Below are 21,203 nucleotides of genomic sequence, written 5' to 3' on the forward strand. Positions count from 1 at the left end.
GAAAAAAATGCTATTTTCCCTCAGAGAAAAATAGCATTTGTGTTTATTTCACACTCACTGACAACTATTGTAAATGGGCTACAGCCGATCTTTTGCCTGTCAATTCGTCATAAGCCTGTGCATATTCTTCAGCCAGTTTATCAACAAATTGCTGTGTAGAAGTAATCTCTTTAATTGCACCAATCCCTTGCCCGCTTCCCCAAATATCTTTCCAGGCTTTTACCGTATTATCATTGAAGTTCATTGCAGATGGATCACTTTCTTTTAGATTATTCGGATCCATCCCCGCATTAACGATAGAACCTTTCAAATAATTCCCGTGGATTCCTGTAAATAAATTGCTGTAAACAATATCTTCTGCTGAACTATCAACAATCATCTGTTTATATTCTTGGTGAGCAAAGGCTTCTTCAGTCGCGATAAACGGTGAGCCAATATAGCCGAAATCAGCTCCCATCGCCTGTGCTGCCAATACCGAATGGCCTCGTGCGATTGATCCTGATAAAGCTAACGGACCGTCAAACCATTCGCGGATTTCCTGTATAAGCGCAAATGGGCTCTGCTGACCAGCATGGCCTCCTGCACCGGCTGCTACTGCAATGATACCGTCCGCACCTTTTTGAATCGCTTTTTTTGCAAAATAATTGTTGATGACATCATGGAAAACGACGCCTCCATAGCTATGTGCTGCCTCAAAAACTTCTTCACGTGCCCCAAGTGAAGTAATAATAATTGGAACTTTATATTTTACACAAAGCTCCATATCCTGTTCCAGCCGCTCATTTGTTTTATGAACAATCTGGTTAATCGCAAATGGCGCTGCCGGCCGATCCGGATTTTTGGCATTATAACTTTCCAGCTCCTCTGTAATTTCTGCTAACCATTCATCCAACTGGCTTGCCGGTCTTGCGTTTAGCGCAGGCATCGACCCAACAATTCCTGCCTTGCATTGTGCAATGACCAATTTTGGATTGCTGATAATAAACAACGGTGCCCCAATTACTGGAATCCGTAAGTTTTGTAAAATTTCTGGAACATTCCCCATCTAAAATCCCCCTTGTTCAATCAATTACAACTAGTACTTCTTCAGCTTCCACAAAGTCGCCTTCCGCTACCGCTATACGATTCACTTTACCACTTTTTTCAGCAGAAATCGGTATTTCCATTTTCATCGACTCTAAAATCGCTATTTCCTCACCTGCTTCGACTTGCTGACCTTCTACTACAAGCAGCTTCCAAAGTGTTCCTGCCATCATTGCTTTTACTTCACTCATCCTATACTCCCCCTTAGCTTAAAATCGTGCCATGCTTTTTGGCAGGCAACAAATAGTCCTTATTTTCAAATGTTTCATAACGTGCAATCAATTCATCCCTTAACTCGCTTGGAACAATTAAATCATCTACCACTAAATCACTTGCAAGTTTTTGGATATCATAGCTGGCACGGTATTCATCTCGTAATTGTTGAACTAGCGCCGCCTTTTCAGCCGCGTCTTCAATGGCAGCAATTTTATTGAAGTACACTGCGTTAATGGCTGCTTCCGGTCCCATAATAGCAATTTCAGCAGATGGTAGCGCAATCGTTGTATCCGGATCATATGCAGGGCCTGCCATTGCATAAATACCAGCTCCATAGGCCTTACGGACAATCACACACATTTTAGGCACCGTTGCACAAGAACTTGCATAAATAAAATTACGGCCTCTACGCAATATCCCCGCATGCTCCATTTGACTGCCTACCATAAACCCTGGTGTGTCACATAAATATAGAAGAGGGATATTGTAGGCATCGCATGTCCATACAAAGTTAGCACCCTTGTCGGCTGATTCCGGGAAAATGGCTCCCCCTTTAATTTTTGGCTGATTTGCTACAATTCCGATAACCTTGCCATTCATTCGGGCAAACCCTACTACAAGCTCTGATGCATATTCTTTTTGCACTTCCAAAAAGCTATCTGCATCGACAAGAGCATCGATTAATTCATGGACATCATATGCTTTATTCGGATCTTGCGGAATAATTTCATCAATCAGTGCCGGATTGATTTTCGGTAAAACTGCTTCCCGCTCTGGTAACGGGGCATCAAAACTGTCCGGCAGATAGGATAATAATTTGCGTACTACTTCTGCCGCCTCTTCTTCACTTTCTACACGAAAATCGATAGAACCACTTTTCGTCGCATGCATTTTTGCCCCGCCCAAAGTTTCGACATCGATCTTTTGACCCGTTGCCATCTGTACCATACGCGGAGATGCAATCGCCATGCCTGCCATTTTATCGACCATAATTGTAAAGTCGCAAAATACAGGCATATAGGCAGTCCCGGCAAAACACGGTCCATACAGCACACCGATTTGAGGAATGCGACCTGACATCACACTGTGATTATAAAATACTCGCCCGCCTGAATGTTTTGCTACATGATAACCACCCGCTTCATCAATTCGGCCACCGGAAGAATCGATTAAATACAGAACCGGACGTTTTGCACGAATGGCTGCTTCCTGAATACGCAAAATTTTCTCGCCGTGCATATCCCCAATTGATCCAGCTTTAACCGTAAAATCATTGGCAGTAAAAAATACAATCCGTTCATCTATGTGGCCTGTTCCTACAACAGCACCATCCCCAGGTAGATCCGGTTTCGTCGAACGGGCAAAAATACCCGTTTCATATAGTAGTTTCTGGTTATCGAATATTAATTTCAAACGGTCACGAACAAATAATTTCTGAGTATTTTTCAGTTTTTCATGACCACTTTCAGGTCCGCCCTTTTTAATTCGACCGATTTCTTTTTTTATTTTTTCTTCGCGAGTCAAAGTAGCTTCTTTTATCATTTCATTCATTAAGTATCTCCTCCTCTTCGTTATACAGTTCTATATGCAATAATTGTGCCAATACCTGGACGCAAAATTTAAACTCCAGATCTATGCAAATCTGTAAACAAAACTGGACACCTGTATTTACGATTTTTACAACTTTTTCTCGAAAAGTTTACTTTTTTATCCTTAAAATCATGTTTTAACTATATATTAAATACGCTAAAATTGTTATATTTTAACTATGTTACTTTTATAACTGTACAATTTAGGGGTGATTATTTTGTTCGTGAAAGATTATGCAAATACTGATTATATTCAATTGAACGCAGACCAAACCGTCCAGGAAGCAATTGAAGAATTTTTAAAAAAGAAACAAGATATTTGCTGTGTCATTGAGGATGGCCGCTTGAAGGGACTTGTAACAAAATCACGCATTTATCGTTCAGTACTTGAAGACTCTACATTACAAACTCCTCTAAGAAACATCATGAAAGAACAAATCATCACAGTAAATACATCGACTAGCGCTGAAAAAGCAAAGGATATTTTAGTGCAGGGAAATGTTGGACATGCCATTGTACTAACCGAACAGCAAGAAATTTATGGTGTGTTAACGACTGCAGATCTCATTCAAATGTTTTTAACGGGTTACCAGAACATTACTACCTATATGCATACATTAATCGAAAATATCCATGATGCTATCATTACTGTCAATACATCGCTGCAAATTACGGGTTTCAACAAATCTACCATTGATATCTATCCTTTTTTACAGAAAAATTTTATGAATTCACCTATTATTGCAATTGATGGCACGCTTGAAGAACCATTGCTCGAAGTCATTCAAAAAAATAAGCAGCTTAATCAGATTATTTCCATTAATAACCGAAAATTTGTAACAACATTTATACCATTAATCGAACACGAAAAGCTTGTCGGTGCGATGACGATGTTCCGTGATATAACGGAAATTGAAGCCATTTCCACAGAACTTGCATCGACGAAAAAGCTGGAGAAAATGATTGATACGGCTCTTGAACTCTCATTTGATGCTATTTTAATCGTTAACTGTTCCGGTGAAATCATCCGGACAAATTCAGGCTTCCATTCATTATTTAATATTTCGGAAAATTCAGTGAAATTAGAAGACATTGCCCCGGAAATTGCTAAACAAATCCATAAAAAAGAATCGATTGAACTGCTCAAAATCAACAGCAAAACATGTCTTGTCACATGTAAACAGCTATATGACGGCTCACAAGTATTTGGAACATTGATTACGATTATGTCCGAACAGCTAAGCATATGGAAAAACGTACTCGAACATATTGAAGTAGTTGAACAAAATGTACCTATCTTAAAATCAGCTATGGATGATCTGGAACAGGTAAATAGTCCGTTTAACAAAATCGTCTCAAAGAGTTTGCAAATGAAACACCTCAAAAAGGAAGCACTAATCGCATCTGACTCCCATTTACCGATATTTATATCGGGGGATAACGGTACCGGAAAAAGTATGCTTGCTAAATGTATTCATGAAGCTTCTAACCGAAAAGGCAGTTTCATAACGGTCAATTGTGCAGCGATCCCACAGGAACTAATAGAAGCAGAATTTTTCGGATATTCGGACGGTGCCTTTACTGGCGCAAAACGTGGCGGTAAACCCGGGAAATTCGAACTTGCGGACCAAGGCACCCTTTTCTTGGACGAAATTGGTGACATGCCGCTTTCGTTACAGGCTAAACTTTTGCGTGTATTGCAAGAACAGGAGTTTGAAAGACTAGGAGATACGAAAACAAGGAAAGTGAATGTACGCATTATCACAGCAACGAACAAAAATATTGAAGAACTCGTAGAAAACAAACTTTTCCGTGAAGACTTGTACTACCGTATTCATGTGATCCATTTGCATATGCCCTCATTAAAAGAGCGCAGAGATGATATAAGCCTACTAGCAGAAACCTTCCTGCAGCAAATTGTCCAGAGGGATCAAAAAGAAATTTTAGGTTTTACACCGGAAGCCATGAACTTGTTGACAGCATTTACATGGCCGGGTAATGTGCGGCAACTCGAAAACATCATTGAACGTTCTAGCCATTTCTGTGATGGCCGTTTTATTCAAATACATCATCTACCAAAGGAATTCCAAACCCAATCCGTTACCGTTCAGGAGTCGCAAGACCTAAGCCGAAAAGATTTGCACGATGATTTAGAGAAAAAACTATTAATCGAGACATTGCAACAATGCAAAGGGAATAAATCTAAAGCCGCCAAAAAGCTTGGTATTAGTCGAACTGCCCTTTACAACAAGCTGAAGCAATTTGAAATAGACGAACAAAAATTACTTTCTCCTTTGATCATCTGAATCGATCGTTCATAGCCTCGTTCCAATTTTAAAATGGATCACCATTTGTTTAACGAATTCTTTGGCATCATTTTTGCATAAAGTTTTTAAAAGGGAGAGGGTGAAGCGAAATGAGTTATTTCACAGAGCAACATGAACAGCTGCGTATAGAAGTGCGACATTTTATCGAAAAGGAAATTATACCGAATATTGTTCATTGGGAGCGTGAAGGACAATTTCCTAAGTCATTGTACAAAAAACTTGGGGACAAAGGTTACCTAGGTTTGCGTTACCCGACACATGTCGGCGGGCAAGGGTTAGATTACTTCAGCGCCGTCGTTTTTGTAGAAGAATTAGCACGTTGCGGGGCTGGCGGAGTACCTTTGTCAATCGCAGTTCAAACGGATATGGCCACACCGCCGATTGCTGAATTCGGCGACGATTATCATATCGAAAACTTTGTACGACCTGCATTACGGGGAGAAAAAGTAGGTGCAATCGGAATTTCAGAACCAAATCATGGTTCCAACGTTGCAGGGATTGAAACACGTGCAGTACTTGACGGCGATGAATATATAATAAATGGTTCGAAAATGTTCATTACGAACGGGACGAATGCCGATTTTATAACACTGGTAACGAGGACAAATGAACAGAAGGGTCATAAAGGAATTAGCCTCATTATCGTTGAGTTGGATCGTCCAGGCGTTACGGTTACAAAAAAACTGGATAAATTAGGGATGCGCTCTTCCGATACTGCTGAAATTGTATTCGAAAATGTGCGTGTTCCGAAAAAAAATCTACTAGGTTCTGAAGGCAAAGGTTTTGCACAAATCATGTGGGAGCTTCAAGGGGAACGAATGATTGCCGCGCCGCTGGCAATAGGAATGGCGACATTTGTCTACGAACAGACGGTGCAGGCACTTGAACAGCGAACATTCGTAACAGATAAGCAATACGAGTTGCTGGCCCTTATGTTTACAGAACTGGAATCAGCGAAGTCTATCGCTTATGCTGTTGCCGAGCAATTTAATCAAGGTAAAGTGCCAAGTCTTGAAATATCGATGGTGAAATTTGCGGCTGGAGGTTCGGTCATTAAAATTGCCGAAATAGCGATGCAAGTATTAGGTGCAGAAAGCCTGGCTTTTACAAACCCGGTTCAACGGATCTGGCGCGATACACGTGTAAATCGAATTGGTGGCGGTGCAGATGAAATTATGAAAGAAATTATAGCCAAACAATTGGGATTAGAGGTGAGTGTATGAGTATTTATAAATTGACAGAAGAACATCAACTTTTCCGTGCTTCAATCAAAAAATGGACGGATCAAAAACTCGTACCTGTTGTTACTGATATGGAGCATGCCAAAAGAATTGACGAATCTCTCATCGAATCGTTGGACCAGCTTGGTTTTTTGTCAGCTGCATTGCCAGAAGATAAAGGCGGATTCGATGCAGACGTAATATGGCAGGTTCTATTACTGGAGGAAATTGCAAAAGCAGGGTCTGTCGGCTTTACACAAGTCGTTAAACAACATGCTGCCCTCGGTATACCGATTGTGCAAAAACACTTCCCGCATATCAATTTTAATGATAGCGAGAAACCTTTCTTTACGTATGTACAAAAAAAAGATGGCGCAACACAATCTGTAATAATAAACGGTCAAAAAGCCGATTTTGTGATTGTCCATAATATCGATCAGTACACACTGGAAATGTACTCACGGAATGATCTCGTACTACAACAAGCAGATGACTTAGTCGGCTGGCATACTGCCCAGCTCGCGCTTGCTGGTTTGTCCGACAGTGGGATGCCCATTGAAACAATTTATCTGTCAAAAGAGCAAAGCCTTTACTGGCAGGCGACAAATCATTTATTTGATGCCGCTGTTTTTTATGGGGTTGCAAAAAAAATATGCGCGGAAACGACTAACTACGCAAAAACGCGTATCCAATTTGACGGGCCTTTAACTCAGTTCCAAGTTGTCCGCCACTCAATCGTGGACCAGGCAATTGCGACAGAAAAATTGTTGCAATTGCTTTATGTCACTGCTTTTAATGATACAAACCCGGCATATATCAACCAATGTTTTGCACTGCATTTGTATGTACTCAATGAAATTCATCTAATTACTGACCGAAATGTTCAAATACATGGCGGCAATGGCTTTATGATGGAATATAATGCCCAGCGGTACTGGCGGGATAGCCAAATGTACCGTGTACTTAGTACAGAAACTGCATACGGCGCAAATGATATCGGTAAAATATTATTGAATACACCAATCTCCACATATTAACTCTTTTAATGCCTAATAGCGTTTCCTTCTAGAAAAGTCACATTATTCATACAACACGTGACTTTTCTGGAATTTCTGCTATATAAAAATAATGAGCGCCTGTTAAAAGAAAGGATGTATATGGAATGAATCTAAACTATTCTTTACAGACTAGCCTTTCTCAACAAATCACACCTCAAGTCATACAGCATTTAGCAATATTACAATTGCCTGCCATTGAACTACAACAATTGCTGCAGGAAAAAATAATGGAAAATCCATTGCTAGATTTTGTAGAAAATCCGATTGAAAAGCCCTATGATTGGCTACATACCGCTTCAGTAAAAAGTATAAGAGGAAGATCAAACAGCGAATTTCATTTCACATCTAAAACGCTAACCCGTGAATTTTTATATGAACAGATTCCTGTATTTTTATCGGCACAACAAAAGACGATTTTTCACTATTGTATAGAATCATTAGATGAACGGTTATTTTTAAAAGATACACCTGCTCAAATCGCTGAACATCTCCGGATTCCGATAGAAGAAGCGTCAGAAATTATTTCCTGTTTACGAAAGTTTGAACCGACCGGTGTAGGCGCAACCGACTTTATTGATTTTTTGAAAATGCAAATAGAAAATGATGAGGATGCGCCAAAATTGGCACTCGAATTTATTCAGTTTGAATTAAATGCTATCGCCAAAACCGATATCAGGAGCTTATGTACGAAGTACAATCGAGATACATCCGACGTTGTAGAGATAATAAATTATATTAAGCAATTGCCACGTACACCTGTCGTTACGCTTCATGAACCGGCACCATATATTATGCCTGATGCCTCCATCAAAAAAGTCGATCACACCATCTTAATCGAATTAAATGACCGGGCTACGCCTTCCATCAAGCTTCACAATGTATATGTTGAGCTTTTGAAGCAGGAGGACCAATCGTATTTGCAAAAGTGCCTTCGTGAATATACGACACTTGTAACAGGAATCGATTTCCGGAAGAAGACACTTTATGCCATTCTCGACTATATAGTGCTTACCCAGTTTTCCTATTTTGAGAACGGCTGCAAAACTCTGAAACCGATGGGCTTAAAGGATGTGGCACAGCATCTGCAATTGAATGAATCTACGATCAGCCGTGCGATTAAAGGAAAGTATATTGAAACAGATTACGGCATCATCCCCATCCAGGATTTATTTGTAAAATCAGTTGGCAACTCAACACCTGAAAGTATAAGCAAAGTAATTGCCAAAATTATCTCGACCGAGCCAAAAGAAAAGCCTTACAGCGATCAGCAGCTCGTTCATTTATTGCAAGCACAAAATATCGACATATCGAGGCGTACAATTACAAAATACCGCGAGCAGCTTGGAATACCAAGTTCTAAAAAAAGATTGTTTCTATCATAAAAAAGCGGATTCGGAATAATAGACCGAATCCGTTTTTTTCAATTGCCTGATTACCCGATTTCTTGGCCTGCATATAAATTCGTATATGATGAGCGCAGCACATGCTTTTGGATTTTTCCAGTTGTTGTCATCGGGAATTCTTCCACAACGACAATCTTCTTTGGTATTTGATAGCCTGCTAAATGCTCGCGGCAATAGGCGATAATATCTTCCTTCGCCCCTTCGCCCCTCAATTTTACAAAGGCCGTTACAGCTTCGCTCCATTTCGGGTGTGGAAGGCCGACAACAACACAGTTTTCAACAAGTGGACAGTTTAATAATTTTTGTTCTACATGGATAGAGGGAACGTTCTCTCCGCCTGTTTTAATCAGATCTTTTTTGCGGTCCACAAAGACCAATAAGTTGTCCTCATCTAAGTAACCTAAATCTCCCGTATGATGCCAGTCATATGCCCGCGCTTCCTTTGTCGCTTCAGGATTATTCAAGTAACCGATCATGACATTGGGTCCTCGATGGACAATTTCACCCACTTGCCCATTCGGCAATATATTTCCCATGTCATCCATTATGGCTAAATCATTTGTTAATGCCGGTCCCCCCCAGTAGCTACCTTTTTTAAGAAGCTGATGTTCCGGTCGGAAAAAGACTGTCGCCGGGTAAATTTCAGTTTGACCCGAAGCTAGCCAGCAATCTGCGCCGAGACCGTTAATGATCGCTTCCAATGTTATCTGATCCATTGGGGCCATTGCATATAAGCAAGATTTCAACGTACTCAGATCATAGTTTTCACGTTCCGGATGTGACATCACTGCGCGATACATCATCGGCAGCAGGAATGTAAAGTTGATTTTTTCCTGCTGGACGAGCTTCATTAATTCCACAGGGTCAAATTTTCGCAGAACCGTAATTTTTGCACCTAAAATGATACATACTTGTACGAATGTATGCTGAGCACAATGGAAGAACGGCATCGCACCTAATGTCGATAACGAACGGTCAAAGCCGAGTTCAATAATGTTTCCCAGCGCAGCCAACTGTACCGATAAATGGGACATCATGACGCCTTTCGGATTACTTGTTGTACCGCTCGTAAACATAATGTGTGCCATATCGCGATCATGAATATCCACAACCGGCTCTTCAGCACCTTCATCCTCAAAAGCTTTTAAGAATGATTTCGGAATATCATTGTCGGATATAATCAAACATTCGTACTGTGATAGCAACGCTTCATGTGCAGTGTACAAAATCTCATCTATAATTACAATTTCTGCTGATGTTTCTTTCAACACATATTCAAAATCACTCGATAACAAGCCTGCATTTAATGGTACCCATACCCCCGCGGCCTTTTGAATACCATACATGGCTACAATATGTTCATAGGAATTCAAACAGATTGTTGCGACACAATCTCCTTTTTTCAGCCCTTTATTTAATAGATAGTTTGCAAATTTGTTTGTGTCCACAAATAATTGTTGGTACGTAAAGCGTTTTCCCCCGTCTACAATCACCTCTTTATTCGGATACATCCAAGCTGTTCTTCGAATAGCGTCACCAACAGCCACACGATTTAACATTGTTACCGGATTTTGCATCATTCCACTCTCCCTTTAATGTTAAAAAATCGACATACGCAACAAATTACTTGCGAAACACTTCCCCAAATTATCAACCCGTAATGATGCTGAACCACCTCCCGCAAGTGCGTCACTTAATACAAAGTTTAGACCGTAAATACTGGGTACTTCATAACGGACGACCTCTCCCTTTACCAGTCCTTGAAAATGTTGTGCCACTTTTTCTGCTGTAACATGCTCATGCAGCAATTTATAATCTTTTGGATCTTTTGCAAATAATGCGATATTCACCTTATTTCCTTTGTCACCACAGCGTGCGTTGGCGATTTCCACTAATTTCATTTAGCTTACCTCCTGCGCAATGGTCTCGAAATGTATTTCTACTTGTGGCTCAATGATTGTGCGATCTACTAGCGTAGCCCACATGCCAAGCAGCTGTCTTGGCGCCAAATTTATTAGGCCCCCAAGTGATGGTGGTCCATTTAAAGCGAGTGGCGGAACTAAACGCGGAATGAGATTCAGCATACGTTTATCATTTCCTCTGGCGACAAGCCGCAAGTATATTTCATTTATCGAGTCATCCGGAGGTGTCGCCAGCGGTCCGTGCAATGAGTTATAGCCTAAATAATCGAAATGCAGTTCATCGACCGGTATTTTCTTGTCACGTACCTGCTGCTCGATAATTTGTGCAGCACGTCTTGCCTTATTAAATGCATGCGGCCAGCTATATCCGATTAAGGTTTGGATCATATAGCCATTGGTGTAGCCCATCACGACTTTTAACCGTTCTGGTGCCGGCTTGCCGAAAACATTGGAAACCCGGATTTCATTTTTTGCAACTTCTTCTAGCTGTACATGCGACAAATCAGCCACTACATCCGGCGTAATATAATTTGCCGGATCATGGATTTCATAGAGCAGTTGCTCCCGCACTGTATCAAATGAAACAAGTCCACCGCTTCCGTCAGCTTTTGACACCACAAATGTACCTGTCTCATCAATTTCAGCAATCGGATAGCCGATTTGGTTAAAATCGATTTCTTCCCAATTCCCGCTATAATTCCCACCCGTCGATTGCGCAGAGCATTCTAATAAATGCCCCATCACAATGCCATGTGCAAGCTGATTCCATTGATCCTTTTTCCACCCAAACTCGAATGCAGCCGGTGCTAAAAATTGTGCAGAATCGGTCGTTCTCCCAGTAATTACGATATCAGCTCCTTGTTGCAACGCTTCTACAATTGGCCAAACTCCCAAATAGGCATTGGCGAATAAGTATTCACGTTCGGCGTTAAAAACTTCACCACTATCAATATGGGCAAGTGAAATTCCTTGCTGCTGCCATTGAGGGAGATTTGGCATAACATCATCCCCTGTAATAACTGCTACTTTTAACTCGCTAATTCCAAGGGATTTCGCCACACGGATGATTTCATCTTTTGCAGCCATTGGATTGACGCCCCCTGCATTTGTGAGCAGCTTGATTCCTTTTTCTTTTACAAATGGCAGCAAAGCTTTCATCGTATTGCTCAAATCTTTTGTATAACCGCTTTGGTCATCTTTTGCTTTATCTTTTGCTAAAATCGCCATCGTCAGTTCAGCCAGGCAATCGAAGCAAAGATAGTCTACATCGCCATATTTTGCCGTATATAAGGCACCCTCAATCGTGTCACCATAAAAGCCTTGCGCAGCACCAATTCTGATTTTTTTCATTGAATCCACCTCCTATTTCCCGCTCCATTGCGGCATTCGTTTTTCCAGAAATGCCTGGGCACCTTCGCGTACATCTGCGCTTTTAAAGCTGACAAGCCTCATTGTGGATAGAACTCTCATCGCCTCTTCCACTCCCATCTCAGCTGTTTCTTCAAATGCGCGAAGCCCCATTTTAACTGCCAAAGGACTAAATTTAGCCATTTCGCTTGCTTTTTCAATAGCAACGGGCAGCAACTGTTCTCTACTTACTACCTCATGCAATAATCCAACTGCCTTCGCTTCATGTGCGGATAAGATACGCGCACTAAGCATCAATTCCAGCATATGCCGTTCTCCAACAGCTCTTCGCACTAACGGCAAAATGACATATGGTACTAAGCCTAGCTTTAGTTCAGTTAAACCGCATTTTGCATCTTCCGAGCCAATTGCAATATGGCAAAGTGCCACAATACCCGTACCTCCGCCTAGAGCTGCGCCATTGACTGCTCCGATCAATGGCTTTGTCAGCTCTCGACGCATTTGGAAAAGCTGTGTACTCCGCAAGCCGTCCTCATATAAAGTAGGAACATCCATTGATACAAATTCCTGAAATTCGGCTAAATTTCCGCCTGCACAAAAACTTGACCCATTGCCGGTCAATACAATCGCACCAACATTTTCATCGGCATTTGCAGTACGCAAAGCAGCAATGAGCTCATCCGTCATCTGTGTAGAAAGTGCATTACGGTTTTTTCCATCGTTCATCGTAATGACTGCAACACGTTTCTGTACTTCATATAGTAATTTCCCGATTCGTTTCACCCCCTCAAACTTGTTGTTCAACACGTTTGTTTGTTTTCAATTGTTCAATTAATGCCTGTTTATGCTCAAGGGAAGTACCCAATGTCAAAGATGTCGTGACAGCCCTGTTGGACCATAATTGTAAATCCGTTTCCAGCGAGTAGCCATTTCCTCCCCATAATTGATGGGCCATTAACGTAATTTCGCGATATGCTTCATTTGCGGCAATTTTCGCCATACGTGCAAATTTCTCAGCTTCGGCATCATTGTGATCAAACAGGAACAATGCTTTATAGGCGAGGAGTCGCGCTCCGCGATACGCACTATACATATTCGATAAGTGGTGTTGTACCGCTTGGAAACTTCCAATAGGGGCTTCAAACTGTTTACGTTCGTTTACATACTGTACGGTCTGATCAATGACGCTTTGCATGCCACCTACCATTTCTATTGCCTGAAGTGCTGCAAACTGTAGCTGTAAATTTGCCAATTGTTTGGGTAGTATAGAGGAAGGTAGACAGTGTGCTTTTACGTTGTTCATTTGTAAAACCATTAATCCTTGTGTGCCGAACGTCTGTTGCTTACGAAATTCAATTTCACTTTTTTCAACCAGAAATATGCCATAGCCTTCCGGTGATTTCGCATTGACAAAGATTAAATCGACCTCATTTGCAAATGGAATAAACGCTTCTTCCCCCGTTATTGTCCATGTATTGTCAAGGTGCTTTGATGCCCATATCTTTGTTTTCCCCGATAGATTACCTATTGAAAAAACTGCACTTTTTCCTGTTGTCAACTGCTGTGAAATTCCCCCTACATTAAGCTGTTTGCAGAGCAGTGCCGCCTGGACTGTCGTATAAAGAACCGGTGAGCATAATCTATATCCTGCTTGTTCCAGAACAATGCCTTGTTCAATAAGCGAACTCCCGCTGCCGCCATCTCCTTCCTCAATCAGCATTGTCGCCCATCCCACATCAGCCAGTTTATCCCAAAAGGATTGATTGATTTTATTGGTGCGTACCAGTTGGAGATTCCATTCATTTGCAAAAAACTTTTTCGCAATCTGGCCCAGTAATTTTTGTTCATCTGTAAACAGTAATTGCATTTGCTTACCTCCTCGCCAGCTGTAATCCGCGTTGTGCAATTATATTTCGCTGCACTTCATTCGTACCTCCGCCAAATCGGTAAAACGGCGCAATACGGTATTGATGCTCGGCAAAACCTCGAAGGGGCGCATCTTCATCAGTGCTGTGCAACTGTCCCGAAGCCCCAAATATATCCATAGACAATGCAGCAATATTTGCCCGAAGCTCACTGCCATACACTTTTACAATAGCTGCATCTACAGAAACATCCTGGCCATCCTCAAGCTTGGAAATCGCTTCATAGCATAGTAAACTGCAAATCTCAACAGCTATTTCTGCTTCTACAAGTTTTGCCGCAATCACAGGGTTTTCTATAAGCGGTTCGCCCATCTCTTTTGTTTGTTGCGCAAAATCGATTGCCTCTTCCAACATCCGCTCGCTAATGGAAGCATCACCAATCGTAATGCGCTCCAAATTCAGGGCAAAGTTGACAATGCGCCAGCCGTCATTTTCATTCCCGATTAAGTGATTTATCGGTATACGTACATTTTCAAAAAAGATTTCATTGACCGTATGTTGACCCCAGGTATGGATGGGTGTAATAGAAATCCCCTCAGCACTCATCGGCACTAAAAACATCGATAGTGTTTGATGCCTTCCTTCCACATCTCCAGTCCGCGCTAGCAACCATTGATGTGTCACACGGTGGCCAACTGTATTCCAAGTTTTTGTCCCATTAATCACCCATTCATCACCTTCACGAACTGCGGTAGTACGTAAATTGGCTAAATCGGTGCCTGCACTCGGCTCTGAATAACCTAGGCCAAACGTCATCTTTCCATCAAGTATTAACGGCAAAAATTGAATTCTATTTCGTTCGGTTCCGAATTTGCTTATTGCGTTGATGACCATACTTGTAATACTGCTCACATAGTAGGGAGCTTCTACACGGTTGATGGATCGATTGAAAATGTATTTTTCCATTTCAGTCATTTCCAGACCGCCAAGCTCTTTTGCAACATCAATTTTATTCCAATTACGATCGATAACTTTCTGTTCAAATGAACGCTCTAATGGACCTGCTTCACATTTTTCATGTGCGTACATTTCTGCCAACAGCTCATCAGTTACCTCTGTCCTTAAAAACTGTTCGATCTCATTTTTCCACGCTTGCTGAGCAGATGTAAAATAGAAGTTCACCTCTTCACCTGCTTACTTCTGTCTGTATATATTGCGGTGAGCGTTTTTCGATAAACGCCCGAACACCCTCTTGCCCTTCAGCACTTGTTGCACGTACAGCCAATGCATTTGATTCTAATGACATTTGTGTTTCCAGACTTTCCTGGAAAGAATGGTAAATCAGTTTCTTAGTCTCTCCATATGCCTCCATTGGACCTTTAGCCATCTGCTTTGCCAGGTCAATGACATACGGCAGCAATTCATCCTGGGGCATAACATCGTTGACAATCCCCCATTCTTTTGCTTCTGCCGCTGATAATTGGCGATTTGTATACAACAATTCAAATGCACGGCGCACCCCAACAATTCGCGGGAGGAAATACGAACCACCTCCATCCGGATTGAAGCCGATTTTATTGTAGGCCATCACAAAACGTGCATTTTCGGACGCATAGATTAAATCGCAGGACAGTGCCATACTCATGCCCCCACCTGCTGCCGTTCCGTTTACTGCTGCAATTAACGGTTTATTCATCCTTTTAAATAATGAGATTGCCTGATGGAAATAACCTGTTACTTTTTTGATAAGCTCACCTAAATCCTTATCTTCAGCAAAGGTTTTAAGGTTCCCACCTACCGAAAATACGGACCCGCATCCCGTTAACACCACTGCTCGAATTTTGGGATTTTCCGAACAATGAACCGCAATATCAAACATTTCCATTGCACTTTGCAATCCGACTGCATTCCCAGTTTGAGGACTATTTAATGTAATAATGGCCACATGATCTTGAATTTCTAATAGAACTTCATTCAAATGGAACACCTCTTTATATATATTTAGTCTTTCGCCAGACTATACTTTTCTTTATGCAATAACGATGCCAACAGCAAAAAGAGGAGAGGCCGGGACATAAGTAGAATGACCGTTAAATAACAGGAAAACCTTTATTAAGAAACGGATATTTTGCAAAATTGATTGGAATGCAGGGCGACTCCTGCGGGAATAGCGTGACGCCTGAGACTACAGGCTCAGGCCACGCCCGCGGAAAGCGTCCCGGAATGTAAATCAATTTTAACGCTCAGCAAAAAAATGCTATTTTTCTCTCAGAGAAAAATAGCATTTTTGGGTTATGTCCCAGCCTCAGCATATATTTTGATCTATTTATTCTTATTATGTTTAATTAAAAACAAGCATCAGATTCAAATGTGTAAATGAAACTATACAAAATGGTGTAAACCATTGTTCAAACTGCGTAGCAACTTAAATTGGAAAGTTTACACTACAGTTATTATTTATTGACCATAACATTCGGCATATAATACTGCTCTACAAATTTTGTATTTGTATTTCCTTTTTTAAATTGTTCATTTGAAATAATATTTAACAGCATCGAAATATTTGTCTGTATGCCTTCTACAACATAATTTTTCAACGCTTCCTCTAGCCTTGCACAAGCTTCGGGACGGTCAATTCCCGTTATGATAAGTTTTGCGATCATCGGATCATAATACGGTGTAACTTCATGACCCGATTCGACGGCAATTTCATGGCGAATCCCTTCTCCTTCCGGCAGTACCAAATTGGTGATTTTACCTGGCGAAGGGAAAAATGTGATGGGATCTTCCGCATAAATACGTACTTCGATGGCATGCCCATTTCTTCGCAAATCCTGACGTGTGAAGTTAAGTTTTTCGCCATTCGCAATTTTCAACTGCCATTCCACTAAATCCAGGCCTGTAATTTGCTCTGTGACCGGATGTTCAACTTGTAGGCGCGTATTCATTTCCAAAAAATAAAAATCCTCATTTTTATCTACTAAAAATTCAATGGTACCCGCATTTGTATAGCCGATTGCAGCTGCCGCATCCACTGCGGCATCTAGCATTTTTGTTCTTGTCTCTTCTGAAATAAATGGTGAAGGAGCTTCTTCCACGACTTTTTGATTTCGTCGTTGAATCGAACACTCACGTTCAAATACAGGGATAATTTGACCATGTTCATCTGCTAGTATTTGTACTTCCACATGATGCGGTTCATCGATAAATTTCTCGATAAACATTGTCCCGTCCCCAAAGAAACTCTTTGCACGTCGTTGATTCCCATCAAATGCTTTCTGTAACTCCCCATCATTATGAACAAGCTGCATACCGATACCGCCTCCGCCCGCGGAAGCCTTTAACATGACCGGGTAGCCAAGACGGGTGGCGATTTGTACCGCTTCTTTTGCATCTGCTATTGGATTATTGACACCCTGGACAATGGGTACGCCTGCCTGTTCCATCATTTTTCGTGCTTCCAGCTTGCTTCCCATCGATGCAATAACTTCTGCTTTAGGTCCGATAAATATTAAACCGGCTTTTTCTACCTCTTTTGCAAAAGTCGCATTTTCCGATAACAGTCCATAGCCCGGGTGAATAGCATCCGCATTAGCTTCTAATGCTATTTTAATGATTTCCTTATAATTTAAATAACTTTCTGCAACCGGCGCCTTACCGACTCGATATTTTTCGGTTGCATCCATCGCATGTAAACTTGATTCATCTGCATCTGAATAGATCGCCACCGTGTCAATACCTAATCGATGGCAAGTACGCATGACTCGTCTTGCGATTTCTCCTCTATTGGCGACTAATACTTTTTTAAACATCACTTTTCCTCCTTATACATCTGGTCTATACTAACGTTTTCAACATGTTCTCTTCCATCGATGACGATGTACTTTACTGATGCAAGTTATATGCCAAACAATAAGGAGGTTTCAGTGGACTGTTCTATTTTTTCACCACATTAAAATTAGCTCCGATGAGTTGCCAGTTTTGCGGGAATGGCAATCCTAATTTCCAATAGCCGACACCGCGCAAATTCAAGCGCTTTACTAAATCAAACTTTGCCTGGATGGAACGTGCGTCCTCAAACCAGACAATATGTGAACGGCCCTGCTCATCATAGTAATTAAAGTATGGGGCCTGTGCAGTATAGTCAAATTGGATAGCCGCATTGTAGCGTTTTGCCACTTCAATTGCACGTTGAGGGCTTATTGCTTCTGCATAATCGCCTCCTTGGACAAACGGTAATGTCCAATCATAGCCATATAAATTTTGCCCCAGTAAAATTTTACTTGCAGGAATTTCTGTTAAAGCATATTGTACTACTTGCTCGACTTGCGGCAGCGGAGAAACGGCCATTGGAGGTCCCGCAGAATATCCCCATTCATATGTCATGAGCATAACAAAATCCACTATTTCGCCATGTGCCTTATAGTCATGCCCCATAAACCATTCCCCTGGCTGATCAGCTCTCGTTTTGGGAGCCAATGCGGTAGAAACCGTATAACCTTCCGCATGCAAACGCTCGACAGCTCTTCGAAGAAAATTATTATAAGCTTCCCGCTGGTCACGTGATATACGTTCAAAATCAAAATGGATATCCGAGATATTCCCGATACGTTTTGCTTCTGCTATGATATTGTCCAGCAGTAAATTTTGGACCGCGACACTTTGGAAAATATCCCGTGCAAGTTCAGCGCTAAACTGATAATCTTCGAGATTAGTAATCGCCATTGCTATACTTGTTTTCTCTTGTTCAGCAATCTCCGGTAAAGGATTAATGGTCGGTGCTTTTAATGAACCATCCCGGCTCACCTCATAACTGAATACAGCTAAGTACGTTAAGTAAGGATTTGCCTCGCGAACCTGATCCAGCAGCATTTCGTTTATTTCATTTCCTCTTGGTTCTACATATGCCAAAATTTCTGCGGATCTTTTGGATGCTTCCGGTATATACAATGAGGTGCCAATCATCAGCAATGCATCCGGACTCAACCCATTTGCTTGCGCGAGCGTTGTATAATTTACTTGAAAACGTTGACCAATAGACCATAAACTATCCCCCGGCTGTACAATATAATATTGCCCTTTCAGTGGAACGACCAATGCTTGCCCGATCACTAACCGAGCCGGCTCCGGAATTTGGTTGGCTTCCACTATACTTTGCACCGTTGTTCCATAAGCCTGTGCGATGGCCCACAATGTTTCACCCGGTTGTACAACATGAATTTGAATTGTCCGCCCTCCTTTTTCTATGTACTAATTTATGAACTATATCCCTTATTAATGCGGAAAGATAAGTTAGAAATACATAAGTAATAACAAGATACAATTTTTAACCGTTTTCATTTATTCATATGCGCAACCGGGTTAACTGTTTCATACTATAGTTGTGAGGTGAAAAAATGCCAAGAGTAAAATACCGGGATGCCGACATTGATTTAATCGCTCGAATGATGCGGGCCGAGGCGGAAGGCGAAGGAAAACAGGGGATGCTGTACGTGGGAAATGTAATTGTAAACCGAGCTATCGCCACATGCCTGGATTTTAATGATGTGAGAACGATTGAGCAGGTTATTTTCCAGGTACAGGGGAATAACTATTCTTTTGAGGCGGTTCAAAAAGGGAATATGTTTTATCAAAGGGCCAGAGAGACAGAAAGAAGATTAGCTAAACAGGTGCTGGACTATTGGAGACAACATCCAGCGAAATATGCACTTTGGTATTTCAACCCATATGGTCCTTGTCCTCCAACATGGTACGATCAGCCTTTTACAGGTCAATTTAAACAGCATTGCTTTTATGAACCGATAGGCGGTACATGTGACAGTGTTTATCAGGGCTAACTGTATTTATTGCTCCAATCTATAAGAAAAGCCTTGCACAAATTATGTGACAAGGCTTTTATCATTACTTTATCAGCTATTTTTTATTTGACTGCTGATTTTTATCGTGGTTTGTTTTATTATTTTTATTTTTTAATTTCGAATCGAATTCTTCCGCAAATTCCGCTGTATTATCTTCCGGATTCCGATTGTGACTTGTTGTATTCCGGTGTAATTCTTTATAAGTTGAAAAAGGATTATGTGTGCGTGTATTCATCGTCTCTTTGCTGTTTTTGCTCATATTTCATCACCTCCTACTGCCTTAATGTGCACAGCTGAGGATGTTTTATGCTTTTTTCAGGCGGACTCAATTTTTGTAATGAAAAATTGCCGGAAAGCCATATTAAGAAGGAATCAAAATTGAAAGGAGCATACAAATGGGCAGAGATGATAGTAAGAGTAAAGGAACGAATAAACAATCATTACCGCAAACACCGAAAAACATGAAAATTGCACCTAACAAAGTAAGGGAAGAAATTGCAAATGAGCTGACGGAGCTCCATCAGCAAGCTCAAAAAGGAAAACGAAAAATGTATTAATATGAAAATGGCCTTCATCACAGTATGTACTGTAATGAAGGCCTGATTTACTTCAAGACAAAGGTTAGAACTGTCTCGCTTTCGCATTAATTCTCAAAATCTGGTTGTTCAAAGTTACCTCTGTTTCCCCTTTGATTTGAGATTTTTGATGCTTATCGCTCGTCCAGTTATGGTGGATCTTCTTAGATTTTGGATCTGTGAAACCCTTCTTATCCATTCGTTCCGCCTCCCTATGTTCAAAAGTGAATCAATATTAGTATGGCTGTTTTCGCTACAGTTATTCCCTGTAAATATAAAAAATGATGGTGCCACTCCTAACAATTTCGAATTTCTTCCGCGTATGGAATCATTGCATCCACCAATACTAAAAGTGTGAATCAGTCAATTTTCTTTGGAAAGGATGAGGAACAATGGCTAAAAAAAGTTCAGGTACACCTAGCTGGAAACAAAATCACCCGATTACTTTATTATCCAACTCCGTTGAACGAACAGAACGTGCAGTAAAACAGGCAATGTCCCACCCGGAAGAGTTTGCCGTTGAACATGCATTCAATTCAATGGAGCGTACCGAAAATGCGCTTGCCAATGCATTGCAAAGACAGGAGCATTTGGATATTGTCGAGCAAAATATATCCAAACTAGACGAGCTAAAGCAAAGCATCCTGGAAATTGATGAAAGCTTGAAGGATTCATAAAAGTTCCCCCGTTACATCTATGGACGTAACGGGGGACTTTCT

Annotated in this window: 21 protein-coding genes; 7 read left to right on the forward strand and 14 right to left on the reverse strand. The window is 41.2% G+C overall.

All coding sequences use genetic code 11. The annotated features are described in order from the left end of the window. Positions 1-64: 64 nt before the first annotated feature. From MKZ25_RS13040 to MKZ25_RS13050, 3 genes are read right to left on the reverse strand one after another with little or no spacing between them, the layout of a single operon-like run. On the reverse strand, positions 65-1,045 hold the full coding sequence (locus MKZ25_RS13040; protein WP_340801893.1) for an NAD(P)H-dependent flavin oxidoreductase: 981 nt from the start codon (positions 1,043-1,045) through the stop codon (positions 65-67). 16 nt (positions 1,046-1,061) lie between these two features. After that, positions 1,062-1,274, reverse strand: coding sequence for an acetyl-CoA carboxylase biotin carboxyl carrier protein subunit (locus MKZ25_RS13045; protein WP_340801894.1), 213 nt, complete (start codon positions 1,272-1,274; stop codon positions 1,062-1,064). A gap of 13 nt (positions 1,275-1,287) precedes the next feature. Next, the gene (locus MKZ25_RS13050; RefSeq protein WP_340801895.1) at positions 1,288-2,850 is read right to left on the reverse strand and encodes an acyl-CoA carboxylase subunit beta; all 1,563 of its coding nucleotides are present in this window, start codon (positions 2,848-2,850) and stop codon (positions 1,288-1,290) included. A gap of 262 nt (positions 2,851-3,112) precedes the next feature. Between MKZ25_RS13050 and MKZ25_RS13055 the strand changes: the two genes are divergently transcribed. The 4 genes from MKZ25_RS13055 (at position 3,113) to rpoN (ending at position 8,875) form a co-directional block, all read left to right on the forward strand. Beyond that, positions 3,113-5,194: a sigma 54-interacting transcriptional regulator gene (locus MKZ25_RS13055; RefSeq protein WP_340803021.1), complete on the forward strand. Its 2,082-nt coding sequence runs from the start codon at positions 3,113-3,115 to the stop codon at positions 5,192-5,194. Between the two features lie 110 nt (positions 5,195-5,304). After that, positions 5,305-6,438: an acyl-CoA dehydrogenase family protein gene (locus MKZ25_RS13060; protein ID WP_340801896.1), complete on the forward strand. Its 1,134-nt coding sequence runs from the start codon at positions 5,305-5,307 to the stop codon at positions 6,436-6,438. Next, complete coding sequence (locus MKZ25_RS13065; RefSeq protein ID WP_340801897.1) at positions 6,435-7,472, forward strand: acyl-CoA dehydrogenase family protein; 1,038 nt, start codon at positions 6,435-6,437, stop codon at positions 7,470-7,472. The genes MKZ25_RS13060 and MKZ25_RS13065 overlap by 4 nt, the downstream gene beginning before the upstream one ends. 125 nt (positions 7,473-7,597) lie before the next feature. Continuing rightward, positions 7,598-8,875 (forward strand): RNA polymerase factor sigma-54, encoded by a 1,278-nt coding sequence (gene rpoN / locus MKZ25_RS13070; protein ID WP_340801898.1) that lies wholly within the window; start codon positions 7,598-7,600, stop codon positions 8,873-8,875. Positions 8,876-8,925: 50 nt separating this feature from the next. Here the strand turns inward: rpoN and MKZ25_RS13075 are convergent, their stop codons facing one another. The 9 genes from MKZ25_RS13075 to MKZ25_RS13115 form a co-directional block, all read right to left on the reverse strand. After that, positions 8,926-10,476 carry a class I adenylate-forming enzyme family protein gene (locus MKZ25_RS13075; protein WP_340801899.1) on the reverse strand — a complete coding sequence of 517 codons (1,551 nt, stop codon included), beginning with the start codon at positions 10,474-10,476 and terminating at the stop codon, positions 8,926-8,928. An 18-nt stretch (positions 10,477-10,494) separates the two neighbouring features. Further along, entirely contained in the window at positions 10,495-10,797 is a 303-nt protein-coding gene (locus MKZ25_RS13080; protein ID WP_340801900.1) for an AtuA-related protein, read from the reverse strand. Continuing rightward, positions 10,798-12,168 (reverse strand): acyclic terpene utilization AtuA family protein, encoded by a 1,371-nt coding sequence (locus MKZ25_RS13085; protein ID WP_340801901.1) that lies wholly within the window; start codon positions 12,166-12,168, stop codon positions 10,798-10,800. 12 nt (positions 12,169-12,180) lie between these two features. After that, entirely contained in the window at positions 12,181-12,969 is a 789-nt protein-coding gene (locus MKZ25_RS13090) for an enoyl-CoA hydratase/isomerase family protein (RefSeq protein ID WP_340801902.1), read from the reverse strand. A 4-nt stretch (positions 12,970-12,973) separates the two neighbouring features. Further along, positions 12,974-14,053, reverse strand: a complete 1,080-nt coding sequence (locus tag MKZ25_RS13095; RefSeq protein ID WP_340801904.1) for an acyl-CoA dehydrogenase family protein — start codon at positions 14,051-14,053, stop codon at positions 12,974-12,976. A gap of 4 nt (positions 14,054-14,057) precedes the next feature. After that, positions 14,058-15,233, reverse strand: a complete 1,176-nt coding sequence (locus MKZ25_RS13100) for an acyl-CoA dehydrogenase family protein (RefSeq protein ID WP_340801905.1) — start codon at positions 15,231-15,233, stop codon at positions 14,058-14,060. 4 nt (positions 15,234-15,237) lie between these two features. Continuing rightward, positions 15,238-16,029 (reverse strand): enoyl-CoA hydratase/isomerase family protein, encoded by a 792-nt coding sequence (locus MKZ25_RS13105; protein ID WP_340801906.1) that lies wholly within the window; start codon positions 16,027-16,029, stop codon positions 15,238-15,240. Positions 16,030-16,504: 475 nt separating this feature from the next. Then, positions 16,505-17,863 carry an acetyl-CoA carboxylase biotin carboxylase subunit gene (locus MKZ25_RS13110; RefSeq protein WP_340801907.1) on the reverse strand — a complete coding sequence of 453 codons (1,359 nt, stop codon included), beginning with the start codon at positions 17,861-17,863 and terminating at the stop codon, positions 16,505-16,507. 124 nt (positions 17,864-17,987) lie between these two features. Beyond that, complete coding sequence (locus tag MKZ25_RS13115; protein WP_445326869.1) at positions 17,988-19,244, reverse strand: LysM peptidoglycan-binding domain-containing protein; 1,257 nt, start codon at positions 19,242-19,244, stop codon at positions 17,988-17,990. A 203-nt stretch (positions 19,245-19,447) separates the two neighbouring features. Here MKZ25_RS13115 and MKZ25_RS13120 point away from each other — a divergent pair, with 203 nt between their 5' ends. Beyond that, positions 19,448-19,888: a cell wall hydrolase gene (locus MKZ25_RS13120; protein WP_340801908.1), complete on the forward strand. Its 441-nt coding sequence runs from the start codon at positions 19,448-19,450 to the stop codon at positions 19,886-19,888. Between the two features lie 76 nt (positions 19,889-19,964). On the opposite strand, the gene MKZ25_RS13125 is transcribed toward MKZ25_RS13120, so the two are convergent. After that, positions 19,965-20,168 carry a hypothetical protein gene (locus tag MKZ25_RS13125; RefSeq protein ID WP_008405113.1) on the reverse strand — a complete coding sequence of 68 codons (204 nt, stop codon included), beginning with the start codon at positions 20,166-20,168 and terminating at the stop codon, positions 19,965-19,967. Between the two features lie 136 nt (positions 20,169-20,304). Between MKZ25_RS13125 and MKZ25_RS13130 the strand changes: the two genes are divergently transcribed. Further along, positions 20,305-20,466 carry a hypothetical protein gene (locus tag MKZ25_RS13130; protein ID WP_340801909.1) on the forward strand — a complete coding sequence of 54 codons (162 nt, stop codon included), beginning with the start codon at positions 20,305-20,307 and terminating at the stop codon, positions 20,464-20,466. 64 nt (positions 20,467-20,530) lie between these two features. On the opposite strand, the gene MKZ25_RS13135 is transcribed toward MKZ25_RS13130, so the two are convergent. Continuing rightward, entirely contained in the window at positions 20,531-20,683 is a 153-nt protein-coding gene (locus MKZ25_RS13135) for a YpzG family protein (RefSeq protein WP_079528172.1), read from the reverse strand. A 193-nt stretch (positions 20,684-20,876) separates the two neighbouring features. Between MKZ25_RS13135 and MKZ25_RS13140 the strand changes: the two genes are divergently transcribed. Then, positions 20,877-21,161, forward strand: coding sequence for a hypothetical protein (locus MKZ25_RS13140; RefSeq protein ID WP_079528174.1), 285 nt, complete (start codon positions 20,877-20,879; stop codon positions 21,159-21,161). Positions 21,162-21,203 lie beyond the last annotated feature (42 nt).

Source organism: Solibacillus sp. FSL W7-1464 (genome assembly GCF_038004425.1).
Lineage (GTDB): Bacteria > Bacillota > Bacilli > Bacillales_A > Planococcaceae > Solibacillus.